This is a genomic window from Litorilituus sediminis (genome assembly GCF_004295665.1).
In the GTDB taxonomy this organism is placed as follows: domain Bacteria; phylum Pseudomonadota; class Gammaproteobacteria; order Enterobacterales; family Alteromonadaceae; genus Colwellia; species Colwellia sediminis.
In genome coordinates this window covers 2163372-2182338 of sequence record NZ_CP034759.1, presented here as the reverse complement: position 1 = coordinate 2182338, position 18967 = coordinate 2163372, and the positions used below count along the sequence as shown (strand labels likewise).

General features: G+C 37.3%; 16 protein-coding genes. 8 read left to right on the top strand and 8 right to left on the bottom strand.

The features are described 5' to 3' along the window. The first annotated feature begins 49 nt into the window (after window positions 1–49). A complete protein-coding gene (locus EMK97_RS09720; protein ID WP_130601662.1) occupies window positions 50–1129 on the top strand; it encodes an acyltransferase family protein in 1080 nt (359 codons plus the stop codon). Window positions 1130–1244: 115 nt separating this feature from the next. Continuing rightward, window positions 1245–2606 (top strand): hypothetical protein, encoded by a 1362-nt coding sequence (locus EMK97_RS09715; protein WP_130601660.1) that lies wholly within the window; start codon window positions 1245–1247, stop codon window positions 2604–2606. A 282-nt stretch (window positions 2607–2888) separates the two neighbouring features. On the opposite strand, the gene EMK97_RS09710 is transcribed toward EMK97_RS09715, so the two are convergent. Both EMK97_RS09710 and EMK97_RS19415 read right to left on the bottom strand, forming a co-directional pair. Then, window positions 2889–3179: a pyocin activator PrtN family protein gene (locus EMK97_RS09710; RefSeq protein ID WP_130601658.1), complete on the bottom strand. Its 291-nt coding sequence runs from the start codon at window positions 3177–3179 to the stop codon at window positions 2889–2891. A gap of 256 nt (window positions 3180–3435) precedes the next feature. Then, window positions 3436–3708, bottom strand: a complete 273-nt coding sequence (locus EMK97_RS19415; protein WP_342774647.1) for a DNA methyltransferase — start codon at window positions 3706–3708, stop codon at window positions 3436–3438. Between the two features lie 1237 nt (window positions 3709–4945). On the opposite strand from EMK97_RS19415, the gene EMK97_RS09700 reads away from it, so the two are divergent. Genes EMK97_RS09700 through mobF form a run of 5 tightly spaced genes read left to right on the top strand, consistent with a single transcriptional unit; the run spans window position 4946 to window position 10311 of the window. After that, the gene (locus EMK97_RS09700; RefSeq protein WP_130601656.1) at window positions 4946–5398 is read left to right on the top strand and encodes a hypothetical protein; all 453 of its coding nucleotides are present in this window, start codon (window positions 4946–4948) and stop codon (window positions 5396–5398) included. Continuing rightward, window positions 5391–5867 (top strand): hypothetical protein, encoded by a 477-nt coding sequence (locus EMK97_RS09695; RefSeq protein WP_130601654.1) that lies wholly within the window; start codon window positions 5391–5393, stop codon window positions 5865–5867. The genes EMK97_RS09700 and EMK97_RS09695 overlap by 8 nt, the downstream gene beginning before the upstream one ends. Window position 5868: 1 nt before the next feature. Next, entirely contained in the window at window positions 5869–6174 is a 306-nt protein-coding gene (locus EMK97_RS09690; RefSeq protein WP_130601652.1) for a DUF6290 family protein, read from the top strand. After that, the gene (locus EMK97_RS09685; RefSeq protein WP_130601650.1) at window positions 6168–7919 is read left to right on the top strand and encodes a type IV secretion system DNA-binding domain-containing protein; all 1752 of its coding nucleotides are present in this window, start codon (window positions 6168–6170) and stop codon (window positions 7917–7919) included. Before EMK97_RS09690 ends, EMK97_RS09685 begins: the two co-directional genes overlap by 7 nt. Further along, window positions 7903–10311, top strand: coding sequence for a MobF family relaxase (gene mobF / locus EMK97_RS09680; protein ID WP_130601648.1), 2409 nt, complete (start codon window positions 7903–7905; stop codon window positions 10309–10311). The genes EMK97_RS09685 and mobF overlap by 17 nt, the downstream gene beginning before the upstream one ends. Window positions 10312–10315: 4 nt before the next feature. Here mobF and EMK97_RS09675 read toward each other — a convergent pair whose 3' ends face one another. The 4 genes from EMK97_RS09675 to EMK97_RS09660 are packed head-to-tail and all read right to left on the bottom strand — an operon-like array spanning window position 10316 to window position 15803. After that, on the bottom strand, window positions 10316–11131 hold the full coding sequence (locus tag EMK97_RS09675; protein ID WP_130601646.1) for a hypothetical protein: 816 nt from the start codon (window positions 11129–11131) through the stop codon (window positions 10316–10318). Between the two features lie 14 nt (window positions 11132–11145). After that, the gene (locus EMK97_RS09670) at window positions 11146–14328 is read right to left on the bottom strand and encodes a type I restriction endonuclease subunit R (RefSeq protein WP_130601644.1); all 3183 of its coding nucleotides are present in this window, start codon (window positions 14326–14328) and stop codon (window positions 11146–11148) included. Between the two features lie 10 nt (window positions 14329–14338). After that, a complete protein-coding gene (locus tag EMK97_RS09665; RefSeq protein ID WP_130601642.1) occupies window positions 14339–15169 on the bottom strand; it encodes an FRG domain-containing protein in 831 nt (276 codons plus the stop codon). Further along, window positions 15162–15803, bottom strand: coding sequence for a restriction endonuclease subunit S (locus EMK97_RS09660; RefSeq protein WP_170176741.1), 642 nt, complete (start codon window positions 15801–15803; stop codon window positions 15162–15164). The genes EMK97_RS09665 and EMK97_RS09660 overlap by 8 nt, the downstream gene beginning before the upstream one ends. A 69-nt stretch (window positions 15804–15872) precedes the next feature. On the opposite strand from EMK97_RS09660, the gene EMK97_RS09655 reads away from it, so the two are divergent. After that, a protein-coding gene (locus EMK97_RS09655) for an IS3 family transposase (protein ID WP_130598651.1) occupies window positions 15873–17026 on the top strand; the annotation gives its coding sequence in 2 pieces (ribosomal slippage) (window positions 15873–16131 and window positions 16131–17026; 1155 coding nt in all). Here EMK97_RS09655 and EMK97_RS09650 read toward each other — a convergent pair. Together EMK97_RS09650 and EMK97_RS09645 are read right to left on the bottom strand one after the other, a co-directional pair. Further along, window positions 17023–17751 (bottom strand): restriction endonuclease subunit S, encoded by a 729-nt coding sequence (locus EMK97_RS09650; RefSeq protein WP_130601638.1) that lies wholly within the window; start codon window positions 17749–17751, stop codon window positions 17023–17025. The genes EMK97_RS09655 and EMK97_RS09650 overlap by 4 nt on opposite strands. Continuing rightward, window positions 17751–18782 carry an Abi family protein gene (locus EMK97_RS09645; protein ID WP_130601636.1) on the bottom strand — a complete coding sequence of 344 codons (1032 nt, stop codon included), beginning with the start codon at window positions 18780–18782 and terminating at the stop codon, window positions 17751–17753. Before EMK97_RS09645 ends, EMK97_RS09650 begins: the two co-directional genes overlap by 1 nt. Window positions 18783–18967: the final 185 nt, after the last annotated feature.

The window sequence follows — 18967 nt, the reverse complement described above, 5'->3', positions numbered from 1 at the left end:
AATCCCAAAAAGACAGCGCTGTCTTTTGGCTTTTAGATAGGAAATTAGCATGACAAGATACCTTGCCCTTGATGCCTTTCGAGGCATTACTATTGCACTAATGATATTGGTTAATACTCCAGGCAGTTGGAGTCATGTCTATGCTCCGTTATTGCATGCGAAATGGCATGGCTGTACCCCTACGGATTTAGTGTTCCCTTTCTTTTTATTTATTATTGGCTCAGCCATGTTTTTTTCATTTAAGAAAACTAACTTTGCTGCCTCTACGCCACAATTCCTGCGTATTGTTAAACGTGGTTTTATCATATTTTTTATTGGCTTTATGCTTAATATTATCCCATTTAATTCTGACCCTGATACCTGGCGAATTATGGGGGTATTACAGCGCATTGGAATCGCTTATATTTTTGCAGCAACCATTGTGCTTTTGCTTAATCGTCGCGGTATTTTCATTGTTTCAGCTGTGATTTTAATCGCATACTGGGGCTTACTGCTTTCGGTTGGCGCCGAGCAAGCCTATAGTTTGGAAGGAAATATTGTTCGTCAGTTCGATTTAGCTGTGCTTGGTGCTAGCCATATGTACGGCGGCCTTGGTATTGCGTTTGATCCTGAAGGTATATTGAGCACTATTCCTGCCATAGTGAATATGTTGCTGGGCTTTGAAGTAACTCGCTACTTAACAAGTATTAAGGATAAGAAAGAAAGCGTAATTAAGTTAATTTTAATTGGTGGTTTAGCTATCGGTTTTGCCCTTTTATGGAGTCTAGTTCTACCTATTAACAAATCATTGTGGACGGGCTCATATGTAATTTATACCACAGGTTTCGCTTGTTTATTATTGGCTTTATTTGTTTGGTTAATTGATATGTTGCAACAGCAAAAATTAGCTGAGCCTTTGCTTGTTTATGGTACTAACCCGCTATTTGTTTATGTTTTATCCTATTTAGTTGCAACCTTTTATATGAATGTTTTTGTCGGAGAGCAGACACTTTATGATTGGTTATTTATTTTAATCAGTACGCATATTGAAGCGACCTTTGCATCGTTTTTATTCGCCTTTAGTCATGTCGTGGTGTTTTGGTATGTTTCTTTAATCTTGTATCGCAAGAAAATATTCATCAAAATCTAGATACCTGACTTATTTTCTGATTATTAATAAATAGTTATCAAACCTTAGTTGATTATTGCTATGCTTTAATTAACTGAGGTATGTTAAGTTATTGATAAAGGAGAATTAGCATCGAGTGAAAACTGCACAGCTTAGCCAAGATGAAAACTTATCGTTTAAAATAAGTCATCAGTTACTACCGCAAGAATATCAACGTCTTGATTTATACTTTTCCCTGCCTGTTGAAATGGGCATTAGCCCTAGCACACTCAACGAAGAAGATTACTTTTACTCCAATATAAAAACTCACAGTGCTTATTATGCCGATCAATTGCATCTCCCCCTGGTAAGAAGCCGTTTTATCAGTCAAAACAAAGGTGAGCAAACCGATTATCGGCTTAATTTAAATCTGTATTCTTATCAAATCCGCATAGCTTTAGATGCCGATATAAAGCAAACATTAATGCTTAAAAATGCTGAAGAGTTTTATCCAGCTTCAGTCGAGCTAGCTGAGCAAACGCTTGTGCTGTTGAAAAAGTTACGACGATATTCACCGCCTGATAAAAAACTCAGTTCATTTTTTGAAAATGCCGATAATTATTTAAGTTGGCACGCAGAGCAATCATTTCTTAAGTTGCTGGCGAAAGGGCCAAAAAGCAGCGATTTTTCGACCGAGCGAGAGTTCTTATTATCCTTTTGTCGCCAAGAAAATGCTTATCGCGTTGCCAATGAATATAACTCTCAAGTGACTTTGGATGATCCTAACCGTATCACCAATAAGATGCGCTTATTACAACGCTTAATTGAGTATGGTGTTGTCTTTAAAAAGCAAACTAGATATTTAAACTTGAACTTAAAACGATTAGTCAGAGGCTCAGTTACTGCGGTGATTATGGCTTTTGTTATGTTTTTAGTGCTCAATGCAAGGTCAAACTTTGCCGAAATAACCGTAGCACTAATTGCTTTATTAGGTGTAATTTATGGCTTACGTGAAATATTTAAAGATGATTTAACCAGTTTAATTTGGCGTAAAATTCAAAAAGGTCGGCCAAAATGGCAAAACCTGTTCACGCATAGCGTTAATAATAAACGGATTCTCAGCCAAGTATTGTGGCTTGAATATATTCAAAGTAAAGATTTACCCAAAGATGTAAATGAGCTATTTCAGCGCCGACGTCAGCAAAATAAGCAAGCAGCTCGGTTATTGCATTTTCGCTGCGATAACAAAGTGATAGTAAAAGAATACTTGCCCGGTTATGACGAAATTCAACAGCAGATCTTCTTTAATTTGACCCCGTTTGTTCGTTTTCTAAAGAAAGGGGCAGGTAAGCTCTATAGCTTAGATGGACAAAAAATATCAGGTCAGTCGGTTGAAAGACGCTATCAAATTAACCTAGTTTTGAAAAATAAAAGCAAACAAGGGGAGCAATTACAACGATATAAGATCACCTTAAATCGTTCTGAAATTGTTAATATTGAAGCCTTGTCTGAAGAGTAGATATTCTTTATTTGCCTTATTATAACTAAGAGCCAAGGCAAGAGTTTTAAACTATCATTAGTTTCAATTATAATGACGTTAATTTATTTACTTACCTTGTTAGTAGGCTAACTTTCAATACTGCTTATGATTTCACACAAACTCTCAGTTGCGCCCATGCTCGATTGGGGCTACTTTGTATATATGTGATTGTTATTTTTATGTATATTTTTCTTGGTTTTGTTTCTGGGTATTTTTAGGGTACTTTTGGGGATATTAAAAAGGGGCAATTGCCCCATAAACTCAATTCGCATACTGTGCTTTTTTCCACTCGTCATAGTCAGCTCTAAACCGATTATCTATGTAGTCAGCAAGAACCGTTAATTGAACAACGTATGGTGACTTCTGTGAATCATTTAACCGAGATACAGGAAATGGCAAAGCACACTCCCCAGCTCTTCTTTTTGCCGTAGCAGTCTTCATACCTAAGTATCTCTCAGATATTCGATCCAAACGGACAAAAAGCGTTTCATTAAACTCTTCTTTCAAAGACTGCAAAGTAGTTGAAACTTGGTTTTTAATGCGATTAGACATATTCATATCTCCATACTGCTCATACCAATATCCGTATTGAATCGCAAACAGAGAGCCTTCAATGGTTATCGCTCCATTCCGTGGTGTTATACATCCATCCATGTGAGGCGATTTTATGAAATCTAATCGAGGTCAATATTATCAAAATATCGAAAAAATGAAAGTCAGGGGGCTACCGCACAGACAAGCTGTTTGGTGACTCTTGGAAATTATTCAAAATGAATTTAAACAATTTCCAAGAGTTAAATTAATGAGATTAAGCGGCAGGGTTCGTCACATTAAACTCAGGATCATTTGCTGAGTATGCGAGGGTTTCAAGTGTACAGGTTATGTCACAGTCAAATTGACGCAATGCTTCGTTGATTCTTCCAATTGAGATATCACAGTATTTCTTATTCATTTCAATACCGATATAAGAGAAGCCTTCCTTAGCACATGCAATACCTGTTGTGCCTGAGCCATTGTAGAGGTCAATACAAGTTCCACCGATAGGAGTAACTTGATGGCATAGCTTTAAGAGCTGTAAGATTGTGTGAGCAGATAACTTTGTAATTTGTTTTTTTCATAAATGTTTCTCCTATATTGAAATCCTCGGAGGGAGGTTATATTGTTGCTTCACCTCCGAGAGTTAAATCTGAATTACGTTTATTCATGATTTGCCTAATTGTCTTATTGAAAGTTTTCCTTTGTTTTTTCGGAGTAATACCGAACAAGTCAATCCATTAAACTTGTGCTTTAAAAGCTTTGAATCTTGCTTTTTAAGAACCTATGAGTCCAATCTGGGATTAGCTTAAAGTCTTGTTCTGAGACCCTGTGATACCTGCCGTTTTCTATACGGTACACACGGTCGACTTTTAAGCCTTTCTTGGTGGACTTTCTTAACCAGAGTTTGTTACTTACTGGGTCTACATAGTGTTCTACAACACACCCCTCGCAGTATGTCCTACCGTCAGCGGAGGTATAAATTGAACTTAAGTTTGCAATAGCATGCCCATTTATAAATTCTTCGTAGTTATACACGTACATAGTTCACCTCCGATATTGAGCTTGTTTGCTTAGTCACATAGCTAACATAAACGTATTTAGTCTTTTTCATATCATTTCTCCTATTTTTACTAAAAAATTTGGTGCACAAAGCCTTTGCCAATTTTGGCAATTAATTAGTTTGCGAATAGTGGATTTCAGACAGATCTTTGCGCCGTCTAACCTTCAATGGTTAGCTATTAATTGGCGAAGGTGATCATAGAAATGTCACTTTCTCAGCAAAGTTTGGAACTCTGAGAAGTGACGTAAGAAATGTTACGAGTATTGCTCAGAAGTCCAATTCAGTTTTTGTGTTTTCACTTTTAAACCGTTTGGCTTTGTTAATAAGTTGAGCGTATATTAACTCGAAAAAAGTCAGTTTGTCAAATTCTCAACTGTTTAAGTTGTTGATATATATAGGTTTATTTTGTTTGGTTTTTGCATATTCTTGCACGTTTTTGCATGGAATTTAGGAGGTGTTAAACTATTTTCCTAACAAATTCATATAGATAATGTTTTTTTCGAAAAAAAGTTAAATTTTTTTCAGTTTTGCTATTTGAGAATTAAAAACATGTGTTATCACTTGTATTGAATGCTTTTGTTTTTAATCATTACTGGGAAACTAATTACTTTAAATCTCTCTTTTTAAACTACTAATCCATTTCCCGACTGGTATCAACCAAGTCGACTTGCTGAATATCTTTACCGCATTCGTTTTCACTCAAAAAAACAGGAGAAAACTTATGAGTAAAGAAATACAAGACTTTGCGTCAGACCTGCGCAATCAGATTACAAAAGAACACATTAACGAAGACAAAGTTAAATTTTACTTTGAAAACTATAAGTCTGATTTTTTATCGCACCTGCGAGAAGAGCTAAATGATGGTATTCCGTTAGACAACTATCGAATGCAGGTAACTTATTATTTATTGGAAGGTTTAGAAGAGCACAAAGATTTTGACTTGGCTCTTGATAGTGTCGAGCCAGACATTTACAACGCAGATCTTCTGCTTTGGTTATCAAGTAACCTCCATCGAGCTGATTATGTAAATCAACTTCTTGAGGAAACCAATATACAAGACTGCTTCACCCTGATCAGGGCTGCTCAATATAGAGAAATAGAAGAAGTGAGCCAAGTTGTTTTCAATTATATCGAAAACGAACTGGAACAAGACTTGGAGGTTGAATATGAATAATTTATTAGCTCATATTTTTATTTTCCAAGTAAACGAGCAACTTAGAAAAGAGCTCCCATGTCTGTTCAAGAACAGCCTTGGCTTTACTAAATCAAAAAATGATAGCTTGGAAGAGCATTTGCAGTCTTTGTCATTCGATAAAGCAGCTGATCACTTACGTGATTTTGGTTATCCATTGGAACTTTGTAAACAAGAATTTCTGTTAGCTAAGTGGTTATCAATCAGTTTGCTTACCGTATACCTTGGAACACCTTATCAATCTATTGATAACGTCTACACCTCACTCCACTGCGTGAATTGCGGTGTAGTTTCACAACCCTTATCAATGATTATTAAAACCAAGGGTTTTAATAAATTTTTTGCTGAAAAATTGTTGGGTTCTTCTCTACCTTTAAACCAGCGTAAAGCCCTTTTAGTTAGTGCTTTTGCAGTGGGTTCTTATAACTCGTCTTCTGTGGGAGGGTTCTAAGATGGAAAAGAGTAGAAAATTTTCGATACAGCTTCCAGAAAATGAGTATCGTTTTTTGAAGCAGATTGCTGCTATGCAGAACACAACAATGGCACAGCTTATAAGAACCGCATGGTTTGAAAAAGCGAACTCATTATCGGCTATGGAAGATATCGAAACAAAGCTTTCAGCTTTGCAAGACTTGGCAAAGGAGACAGCAAAATCGGAACAATTAGGAGAGTTATTTAAAGAAAACGCAAAACGTCAAAAAAGACTCTACCAAAAGCTAATAGATATCGAAAAAGCTCTGGGAGGTAAGTCATGTTAAAACAGGCAGCACCCGATAATTTAAATACATCAAAAAGCCCTTCTTCCGTTGCAACATATAGTATTCCGTTTGTTGTTCTGTGCTCACTATTGGCTTACTTCTCAACGTCTTTCGGTTCTTCATATCTACTGTTATTTGAATATTTTGAATTGCTTACGGTAGATAAATTCTGTGAAATATTAAATTCAACATTACAAGTGAACTTGGGATTTGGAGATAATGAGTACACTCTAAGTCAGTGGTATTTATCAATAGATCGAAGTAACCAAACCGTGGTTTTAGCAAGCGTAATTGCTTCACAAATAATTGCTTTGCTACTCGCTGTTTATTCTGGGCTTTGGGCGAAGAAAAAAACGCTTAGTCTGGGGGAGCGCAAAATATCAGGAACAGATTATTTAGAATTTGAACAAGCTGAATCAAGGCTTTCAGAGCTTTTAAAATCTGAGTATGAGTTTTCAGGTTATGGTTTACCTATACATCATCATTTGAAATTGCCAAAGGGAAGAGAAGGTCAGCATGTTCTGATATGCGGGCAAATTGGTAGTGGTAAAACTTCGATTTTACTGCCAGTAGTTAGCAGCATTATTGAATCCAAAGAAAAGTCCATTATCTATGACATCAAAGGTGACTTTTCCGCTTATTATCGCCATAACGAACACGTACAAGTTTTGGCTGCATTTGATCAAAACTCACTTCAATGGGCTATTTGCAAAGATGTATACGATTATAACTCAGCAATGCAGTTTGCAGAGGCAATAATTCCTGAAAATCAAAAACAAGATCCCTTATGGGTTCAATCGAGCCGAATCATTTTAGTTGGTATTTGTCAGGTGTTAATTAAAAAACATGGGGCAAATAAATGGGGGTGGAAAGATCTCTCTGATATGTTGAAGCTGCCTGAAAAATATCTTCACAGAGAACTAATGAGTGTTAACCCTGTTGCAGGTCAGTTGGTAGACGAAAAATCTAAGACCAGCAAGAGTATGGTGCTTACATTACAATCTTATACTGCGCCAATACATCAAATAGCGTTGGCATGGAACAATGCTGAAAATGGTATTTCATTGAATGATTGGGTGTCTGATGAGCACAGCAAGATTAGAACTGTAATCTTGCAACAAAATCCGAGATATAAAGCTTTGTCAGAAGCCGTATGTAACTTAGCTTTATGCTTTATCTCAAGTCAGCTTTTATCGTTAGAGGACGATACTGAGCGAGAATTTTATTTCGTGTTAGACGAAATTTTTCACCTAAATTTTCCAATCATAGATTTTATGACGGTATCGAGGAGTAAAGGCGCAAGAATACTGATTGGGATCCAAGATTTAGCTCTTCTGACTCGCAAGATGAGCAAAGAAGAAGTTATGTCCTTAGCGTCAATGGTTGGTACAACAATTATGCTCAGGGTTGGTTCTATGGGAGATACGATCAAAACAATAGCTGATAGTTTAGGCTCTCAGGAAATTGAAAGGTTGCAATCAAATTTTGATGAAGAAGGACAAGCTACTTTTTCATGGCAAAGAGTAACTCTGCCTATTGTTAGAAAAGAAGACCTGCTGGCACTACCTCAACCAAGTAAAAAAGGCATACACGGCTACTTGTCTATTGCAGGTACTGGCATGGTTGGCAAGCTCTGCTGGAAATTGCCTAAAGTGAGAAAGTTATCAAAACCTTTTGAACTGGCTGATTGGATTAAGAAATCGAAAGAAGATAATAAGGAGGTTAACCATGCTGACGATCAGTAGATTAGGAAAGTGCTCAGATCAATCGAAAATAGCCTATTACACAGAAATTGCTTCACTAAAATACTACTCGAATGAATATGAGCCACAAGGTTATTGGTTTGGCAATTTATCGAGCCAATTAAAATTAAATGGTAAAGGAGTCACTCACGAAGATTTACTTAATCTGGCACAAGGTTATGCAAAAGACGGTAAAAAATCATTAGTAAAAAATGCAGGTAAAGAACACTGGATTGGCTCTGATCTTACTTTTAGTGCTCCTAAGAGTGTTTCGGTTTTGTTTGGTCTTAGTGAATTAAAGGAAAGAACTCAAATACAACAATGCCATCAAAAAGCTATTGAGAAAACACTAAAATACATTGAAAAACATATTATACAAACCCGTTCAGGCTTTGATGAGTATAAAAACAGACAGAGAGTAAATACTAATAAGGCGCTGTTTGCTGTATTTGAACATGCAAGTTCACGTAAACTTGACCCACAGCTCCATTCGCATTGCCTTCTACTAAACCTTACATATCAAAATGGTAAAGGGTTTAGTTCTCTTGAAACACTTAAATTACACCAATATCAAAAAGCCTTGGGTGTTATGTATCGTAATGAGTTGTCTCATCAATTAAATAAGACTCTTAATTTGGCTGTTCAGCATGACGAAGAGTTCTTCAAATTACCAATGGTTCCAGATGAGCTATGTAAAACGTTCAGCAAGCGAACTGAGCAGATAACAGATGCGATTGCGAAAGAAGCTTTGATCTCTAACGCTATAACCAAAGGTAAAGCAGCACTTTTTACAAGAGATAAGAAAGAACATTTACCCCGTAAGAACCTACATGAATATTGGAGAGTTGAGTCAGAAAATTGGATACCACACTACCCAGAGAATGCTTTTGTGCATGATTATGCATTGAGTGATTTTAAAACAAAAATGTTATCTGAGCTGGTTGAACATCAGTCTATTTTTCAACATAAACACATGCTAGAAGTTATTAACCGATATGCTCAGTGGCTTGGTTTAGGCATTGATGCCGCTTTGGATTACTTGAAACAATTAGTACAAGACAAGGAGCTATTAACAATTGTTCATCCAACCTTGGGCGAATGTTTTACAACTCAGGCACAATTAAATTTAGAGAAAAGTTTTTACTTTGATGCTATCAACTATTCGGCATTAAAAAGCCATGCGATAAATTATCAGCTGTCACCAGATTCGACTTTAAACAATGAGCAGAAAAGTGCTTTGTTAGGGGTAATTTCAAAAGGCGGTTTATCTGCAATTAATGGTTTACCTGGTACAGGAAAGTCGTATTTGTTGAAAGAGTTAAATGCTGCCTACTCGGCAAATAAGTATAAAGTTATTGGTTGTTGTGTTGCAGCCAAAGCTGCCGAAAGCCTGCAAGAAAGTTCAGGTATTAAATCTCAAACGTTAGACTCATTGTTGCTGTCCTTGGAAAATGGATCGAAAAAGTTAAATGAAAAAACAGTAATGGTTCTGGATGAGGCTGGGATGGTTGGAGTTAAAAAGCTCAATCGCCTATTTGAGTTCGTTGAAATGGCAAGAGCCAAGCTCGTTTTGGTTGGTGATTATAATCAGTTAAATCCGATACAGGCGGGCAATCCATATTATAGGCTTAAAGATAAAATACCTTTTTTCGAACTCAATAATATCCAACGTCAGAAGCATGAAAAAGACCGCCAGAATGTTTTGAACATTAAAAATGGTCACATTTTGGAGGTCTTAAATGACTTAGACGAGTCTGGAAATTTGTCATTTGAAAAAGAGCATATTCAAGCCAAAGCTAATTTGGTAAATGACTGGTACAACTCTTTTAAATCTTCTCCTCTTGAAAACATTATGATTGCTTCAACGAGACAGGACGTAGCCGATTTAAATAAGCTTGCAAGACAAAAGCTGAAGTTAGATGAAAAGCTTTCTGGCTTAACCGTTCAAATGTTAAACCACGAAGATCAACTATTGGACTTACAAAAAGGTGATCGGGTTATGTTTAGAAAAAATGCTCATGAGATTGAAGTAAGTAATGGCAGTACAGGGGAAATCGAAAAAGTACAGCAACTTATTGATCGTTCTCTCAATATCACAATCGCATTAGACAATGGTAAACAAGTAGAGTTTAACACTAAGTATTACACTGCGTTGGATTATGGCTATGGCATGACAACGCATAAATCGCAGGGGCTAACCTGTGATAACGCATACATATTTTTCAGTGAACGTTATCTATCCAAAGAGTTGGCTTATGTAAAAATGAGCCGTTCTCGCAATGCCCCCAGAGTATATTGTTCGAGTGCATTAATGGAAAAAACAGAATACCTTCATGAAATTGCATTTAAAACACAGCTTGAAACAGAGAAAATAGATGCTTTTGAATTAGAGTAAGAAATTATTCTGATGGTATTTTTACGCACGTTCGAGTCGAAAATAGGTACTTTTTATCAGTAGTCAATGTACCAACTACGGCTAATTTTGTATTGATATAGCCAAATCTTTCTTGTTCATTCAGCCTTGTACAGTGAGATTTTTTATACAATTCAAAATTATAAATAAACCATGAAATGTTGTTTTCAACGCCTGTTAAGTAATCTTTATTAAATTTACCTAATACTTGGGTATTACTTATTAGAAAGCCAACGGCAATAGCTCTTGTGAATACAAGTAACCACATAAACCTTTCTTTTGGCGGTTTAACTTTTAACCTTAAAGAATAACGCACTAATGGCATTGCTCTGAATTGGTGATACAACCAATATAAAGGCACGAGCATGGTGTGAAAAACAAAAAATGTTAAAGCTGAAAATTGCAGAATGATCCAAGCAAAGATCGGGAACAATAAGAAACTTGTTAGCGTAATTGCATATGGAAATTTAGACGGATCTGTCCCTACTATCTCAGCTACGGTTGCGCTACTACTTGCGATAGTAAATGTTGTTACAGCTGAAAAAATACCTGAGATGATTATTTTTCCAAACTTATAATCCCAGAGTTTGGAAAAGAAAATAATACCTTCAACGACTAAACCAATAGAGAAAGCGCTAATGCCTAACAAAAGATAATAGACAGAATATTTTTCTGAAACTAACCAAACTGGTAAAGCAAATAACATCCAGACTAATCCAAATAGGTATAGCTTTTGCCCAGCATTTGTATTGTCGAAGACCTTACGTAAAAAGCTTGCTCGTTTTAGTAGTTTGACTTTCATTGATAGCGCAGAATCTATGGGGCTGTTGGTTTTATGCCTTTAACCAGCATATCAAACATTAATTCAGCAAAGCCTTTGGCTACTGCTTCATTAGATAGCACTTTCATTGCCATTCCTTCATGTATACCCATACTTTCAATTACTGCTTCGTTGATAGACTCTGGGAACTTGCCGAGCATGGCTTGCTCTTTGGTGTTGTTGCGTAGCTGATCCATTACTACTTCGTTCTCAGACACTTTACCTGCAATGGTATTGGCATAATTGATCATGTCGTTTTCAGTGAGCTTCTCGTCAATAAACAAATCATTCATGCGAGATACAATGCTGCTAAGTAATTCCGTCTGAGGATCACGAGGAGTTGCACCAGCGGCTTCTTTTGCAACATAAAGGGCTTTGGACTCGTTAAGTATTAAGTTCGCTTCTCGCTGTTCATGTAGACGATAATGAGTCATTGCCAAATCGCTGAGATCAATGTCATTTTCTTCAATGTCAAAGCGTAATAATGGGTATAGCTCCTTGGCATATATACTTAGCTTCTCCAAATCGATGTCATCGAAGTCAACAATTTGCGAACTGAACTCGTAGAAGCGACAAAATGACATTAAATCCTTTTTAAATACTTCTAATACGTCTCGTGCTTCTTTGGCATTTTTAACGCTGTTTTCAGCAAATTTAATCTTTTTATCATTGCCTTCGTCTTTGGCTTTTTTAAGCTCTGATTGAGCCAGCGTAAGCACTTTCGAAGCTTCTTTGTATCTTACGTTGAAACGCTCAACCGCAGGTTTACAGATATTAGACAACTTAGCCTGATTAACTTTTTTGTCGTTATAAGCTTCAACAAAAGCTTCAACTTCTGGCCAAGTATAAATACCAACGTCATTAAGCTTGTCCATGATGTCATAAACAAGGTTAGGGTCTGATACACCCGATAATTCCGCTGTTTGGAAGTAAACTTTAAATTCTTCCAAAATTTCTTCTGGGTCGTTTACAAAATCCAGCACGTAAGTAGTGTCTTTACCTTTGCATGTGCGGTTAAGGCGAGAAAGTGTCTGAATACACTCAACACCTTTTAACGGCTTATCTACATACATTGCAACTAATTTGGGTTGGTCAAAACCTGTCTGGAACTTGTTAGCCACTAACATGACTTGATAATCGTTAGTATCAAATGCTTTTCGCATGTCACGACCATTCAAGTTCGGGTTCATATTACGCTCGGTGAAATCCATATCTGGTAAGTCTGGGTCTTTCACTTCACCAGAAAAGGCTACCATTGCGTTAATGCCTTCGTAGCCCTTGTTGGCAACATATTTATCAAACGCTCGTTTGTACCTAACCGCTTCAAGCCTACTTGAAGTCACCACCATAGCTTTTGCTTCACCTGCTAATAGGTGCTTAACATTACTGTTGAAGTGCTCAATGATGGTTTCAACTTTTTGAGCAATATTATGAGGGTGAAGTCGAACCCATTTAGCAACCTTGGTAGCAGCTTTTTTACTATCTACTTCCTTATCTCCCTCAGGATTTTTATGAGCTAACTGATATGCAACTTTATAGCTGGTGTAGTTTTTCAGCACATCCAGAATAAAGCCTTCTTCAATTGCTTGCTGCATGGTGTAGATATGAAAAGCTTCTGGTTTATTGTCATCAGCGGCAGGGCGGCTTCTATCAGGTGCTCTGCCAAATAATTCTAATGTTTTCGGCTTAGGGGTTGCTGTAAATGCAAAGTAACTAATGTTTTGAGAGCCTTTTCTCGCTTCTAAGCTTAGGCGCAGAATATCTTCTGAATCTAATTCTTCTTCATTGTCGAGCTGTTCTGCCATTAACACTTCACGAAGCTTTCTTGCTGTTGCCCCTGTTTGGCTTGAATGGGCTTCGTCAGCAATAACGGCAAAGCTTCTACCTGAAAGCGTTGAATCTTTTCGAATAGCTTCTATTACGTGCGGGAAAGTTTGAATAGTCACGATAATAATAGAAGTTGAGGCTTTTAATTCACCAGCTAATTGAGACGATTTTGAGCCTTGCGCTTCTTCTCGATTAATACGAGCAATCATGCCTTCGTTATGATCAAACTGATAAATAGTATCTTGTAACTGGTTGTCTAAAACGGTTCTGTCTGTTACAACAATCACCGAGTCAAAAACCTTATCACCAATTTTTTTACTTAGTTGCTCATGATCTTGATAATAGTGTAAAGAAGCTAATTGGTGAGATAACCAAGCAATAGAGTTTGACTTACCTGAGCCAGCACTGTGCTGAATTAAATACTTTTCACCAGTACCTTCTTGCTCAACTGTGTCAAGTAGAGTCGAAACCGCTGACCATTGGTGATAACGAGGGAAGATCATAGTCTCTTTTCGGTTTATTGTGCCGTCTAACTCTTCTTTATCTTCAACCTGTAAATGTATATAGCGACCTAAAATCGTAAGTAGGTTGTCCTTGCGAAAAATTTCATTCCAAAGATACGAAGTCGCATAGCTGTCATCCGCTGGAATATCGTTACCAGCGCCGCCTTCACTTGTGCCTTGGTCAAACGGTAAAAAGAAGGTTTTTTTGCCAGCCAACCGAGTTGTCATGGCTACGTTATATTGGCTAACCGCAAAGTGAACTAATGCGCCCCGTTTAAAAGTAAGCAATGGCTCTGGCTTTTTAGTGGTTGGATCTTTGGGCTGGCGATCTTTCATATACTGAATTTTTGCGTTATCTAATGCTTGTTTAAACTCAGATTTAAGCTCCAAAGTCGCTACGGGCAGACCATTTACAAATAAAGTTAAGTCAATACGCCCATCATAGCCGTTAGGTGAATAAATTAGCTCAGGAACAACACGCAGAATGTTCTTGTTGTATCTATCCAATGCATCAGGGTTTAAGTCATGATCAGGCTTAAACGCACAAAGGCTAAATTTAGCGCCACGGTCTTTAACTAAATTTCTAAGTACGTACAGCGTTCCTTTGCTATTGGCCTTTAAGTCTCGCTCAACCGTTTTAAGCAATGCTCCTTTTGGGTCATTAGGATAAGTATTACAAAGCTTTTGCCATTGTTCTTTTTGTGTGGATTCAACAAACTCAAACAAGTCATCAGGATAGATTGCAAGCTCTCGATTGTAGTGCTTGGATTCGCCCACTAACCAACCATGAGATTGCATTTGATCTAATATGTCGTTTTGAAAGATTTTTTCCTGTGTGCTTGTTGTCATTGTTATTCCTTTAAGCTCTTAATGAACGTGCTACATAGTCAATTTCTGGGAAAAGTGTTGCTTCGGATATCGCTACATTTTTAAGTTCATTTAATATATTGAGTTTTGCAGACTTTGGGATTTCAATTTTTTTAATCGATTCGGAACGGTAATTTTCAGGGATACCAGTTGGGTCATTTTTTCTAACCCCCATACCAAATAATAAGAAAGCACCGCTTTGTTTTACTATTCTACGGTTATCTAACTTCGGCTTTACACATAATACCGAGTTCAAATGCTCTTGCTTGATCTCGTCAGCAAAGTAAGGCTTTTCTTCTCTTATCGCATGCAAGTAGCTTTTGTGGTGATTTACATTTTCGAAATTGAAGTCTGAGTTCATTTTTGACAGGTTACTAACGACCGATACCGTATCGCTGTTATAAAACTTAATTTCATCATTCGGAATACTATAAATAAGGACTTCACCATCCTTACCTTTTGCACCTTTACCTGCCAAAGTACAGCAGGCGAAATAAAGTGCTACTAATGGGTTACTGGTAATGTCGAGCAACCTTGTTGGTAATCCGTAATGTTGCATTTTTACTAAGTGGTCAAATGCTGAATTGCAAGAAAGAAACTCCTCTGGACAGCGCATGATAATGTCGTGAAAAAGCTCCTGTTCCTTCTCTACATAACGTAAGCTCTGCTCGTCATTAGGATTAACTCTGAAGATAGTTGGCAGTGCTACATACTCTAAATCAGCATGACCTCTGAAAAATAGAGTACGATTTTCGTCTGCTTTTATGTCTGTAATGTGTCCTATAAACGTTGAGAGTTTAGTAACTCTTGCGGCTTCACTCATTTACTTCTTCCTTAAAGTTTCGTACATCAATTTTTCCCGTAACAGCCGCGGATATTAGAGCAGTTTTTCGCTCTTTCATTAACCCTATTTGTTCGATACAGTTTTCAATCAATTTTGAATATAAACTTTCTATATTTTTGAGAGCTAAATTGATTTCAATTAACTCATTGTGAGGAGGAACGGCAATGCATATATCTCCAATTCCTTCCCCTGAAATATTTGGTTGATTAGTCACTGTCATATTATTTATAAATTGTGCTTTAAAAGCCGATGACAACGAAGACTGTAAAATAAAAGATGAAATATCTTCGTTTTCAATATTAATAAATCCAACCCTTTGGTTTATCAAAGGGTTACTGTCATCTTTCATCCTGAATACTTTGATACCGCCTGATATAACAGGTCGAGTCATTGCAAAAACCAGAGATCCTTTTGGTGCTATGTATTCTTTATGCCTCTCTGCAAAATCAGGTGGGAGGTAAGATCTATCTGACCAATCTATCTCTAAGTGTGAAACATTAGAAATCTTAATGACAGGGTAACCACTATCTGTAAAATCACTACTTTTGAAAGCATAACCTCCGATTACTGCACCGAAGTGTTTAATTTTTTTTACAGTCCAATGCTTAGGCACTTGTGATCTGATTTAATAGCACCGCACACTTTTATGAAGGATAATTAATCCAACAATAAAGGTGTGAAAATGACGCAAAGAAGAAAACCAAGAAAATATACAGATGAGTTCAGAGAAGAAGCTGTAAAGCTCGTTACAGAACAAGGTTATAGCGTAACCGAAGCTGCTAACTCGTTAGGCATTACAACGAAGCTGCTTTATAATTGGAAAGATAAATTTGCTAAGCAAGCTTCAGGCGAAACATTAAGTAAAGATGAAAGAGCTGAGCTGGTTAAGCTTAGAAAAGAAAACAAACGCTTGCTAATGGAGCGTGAAATCCTAAAAAAAGCCAGCGCCTTCTTTGCGAAAGAAATGAAGTAAAGTTCGAATATATTAAAGAGCAGCAATGGCGCTTTCCAATCAGTGCGCTATGTAATGTTTTAAAAGTGAGTCGCTCAGCCTATTACGCTTGGCTTAAGCGGCCAGCTAAAATCATCACACCAGATGAGCTAAGACTATATCGTCGTATAAAGCGACTATTTGATGATAGCCGAAGCAGTGCTGGTGCCAGAACCTTGATGAAGCTGCTACGCAAAGAAGGTTTTAATATTGGAATTTTCCGAGTAAAAAGTTTGATGAAGTTACTCAGCTTACAAGTAAAACAACGAGTAGCTTACAAAGTGACGACCATGCGAAAGCATAGTCATGCTATTGCAGATAATTTGCTTAAGCGTAAGTTTAATCCAGCTAGCGCTAACCAAACGTGGGCTGGTGATATTACTTACTTGAGAACTCACCAAGGCTGGATGTATCTAGCTGTAGTAATGGATTTACATTCTCGCCGTATTATTGGTTGGGCTTTAAGTAAGCGTATGACCGTTGATTTAACAATGAGAGCTATGCAGATGGCAATTAACCTACGCCAACCCAAAGCAGGCTTAATATTCCATAGCGATAGAGGTTCACAATATACCAGCAAGCGCTATCGAGCTCAGCTATGGGCTAATCGAATTACACCATCCATGAGTGGTTGTGGGGCTTGCTTAGATAATGCTGTAGTTGAAAGGTTCTTCGGAAGCTTGAAAAATGAATGGCTATTAAATGTTTATCACTTAACAAGAGAAAGCATGAAAATCGATGTTGAAAAATACATCAAATACTATAACTCAGTTCGATTACATACGACCTTAAACGATATGTCGCCAATCGAGTTTGAAAGTGTAAGGAGAAAGTGTGCGGCCTAGCTTGACCAGATCACTTGTCCCAACCACTCAACACCTGAATCTTTCATTTCTGAATCAGGTCTTAATCCTTTCGTTACAGCATGAGAAATAACAGCTTGTCGTTTTTCTTTTAGCAACTCAATCAGCTTTTCTTGTTTACTGATCAATTTGTCTATTTTGGCGGTTTCATGATTAAGAAAATTATTAATTGGCTCTAATTCATCTTCTGGGGGGAAAGGAATTTCGAAACTGTTCAAATTGCCAGTTGTTAGCTGATTAATAGTTGATGTTAAAAATGAGCCTGATTGATATTCAAATAACTTGGAGTTGAAAACATGCGATAGGTATTCATTGTACTTACTTCGGAAAATAGTCATGAATGCGCCAAACGTCATATTGGCAGAACTTTCGTCTATTCGTGCGTTTTTTCCGATTAAAGCTCGGCTACCATTTCGTGAACAAATTAAAATATCGTCTTTTTTTGTACGAAGCTTTTCGGGAATGTCTTTGCTCACATATACGTTGTCCAGTAGAGATATTTTTCCGTTTTGCACATTAGACGATCTTAATACTAATGTAGCGTCTTCACTTTCCTTTTCTACCACCTCATCGGGTGAATATGTTAAGCCTATAATTGCGTTTCCTAAGTATTTCAGACGGGTGGTTTTCCATTGTGAAGGTATCTCTTCTAACCAATCTATTGTTGAGGGTTTGTAATCAGGATAAGCTTGATAACGTCCTGTCATTATTCTATTACCTCTTGTAAAAATGGGTGTTGCTGCCAGTCTTCGGGAAAGCCCATATTTTTTAATGGCACATTTGGGTATTTGGCAAATAACGCCAGTAAGCTATTTACCCATTTGCTGTCTGGGCTGACTTGCTTCATTAAAAATGCCAAAAGCAGAATCACAGAGAACAACCGTTTTGCTGGTTGGATTTGGCTATCTGGCAATACCGTAGGAAATTGCCATTCAGGATCACGCATCAGCTTAGGTGCAATTGGCAACTCTCTATTCCAAAGCCTTGCATGATGAGCGCAGCAGTTACGAATAAAGGTCAATGTATGTAGCCAACTGGCAAGTTTGTCTTGCGGTACTTTGAATCGTTTAGCTATGGCTTTGCGATCAGCGTCTCGCTTTAAACCTTTATATAAGTGCGATAACTCACCAAGGGTTAACTCTTCGATTGCTGCCCAACAAGGTGGAAGTTCAGGTTCACTGTAATTATTTGCATAATATCGACAATAGTTTTCACGCTGTTTAAGGTTTTTCAGTATGTCTTTTTTTGCATCATCGTGTTGGGCGTTGTCGATTTTATCGAACTCTTGTCGAAGAGAGCGTTTTTCTTGTTCTTGTTTATTACCCAATGTGCCGAGAAGGCGTTGGTGATCATAACGAAAATTGAATCTATCCCTATTCAAATACCAATGACTACCACTATATGGTTCTTCTTCGTTTTGATATGTCGGTCCCATAACGTTATTCACCATAGAACGAATACCAACTTCGACTCGCTCTACTGCGTCCATAATAATTAGGCGTAGCTCTCGGTCAAACGCATAAAGCGCTACGACCTCTTTAAATTCGGCGTTGTCTTTAAAGGTGTGCTGGTCGTCATGAGGAACTTGAAAAGGACGCATGTAGGCTGAAAGCCTGAAAAAACTGATGACTTCTAAATAACGTTCAGCTCTTTCAGTATCTTGAATAATTAACCCTCTGTTTTGTAACAGGGTTATTTGATCTTTTACGCTAATTGAAGGTTTAGAAAATGGGATCAAATTGCGCTCCTTACTACCAAAGGAGTGCTTAGAATCGTGTTTGAATTAACGTTTTTGAAGGCATAAAAAAAGGAAAACCCGCTCAATTTCAGCATTCTAAATGACGAATCACTTAGCATAGGCTTGGCGGGTGTATTGCCGACAATAGTAGACTCTAATGACATTACGGTCAATAAAAATCTCTC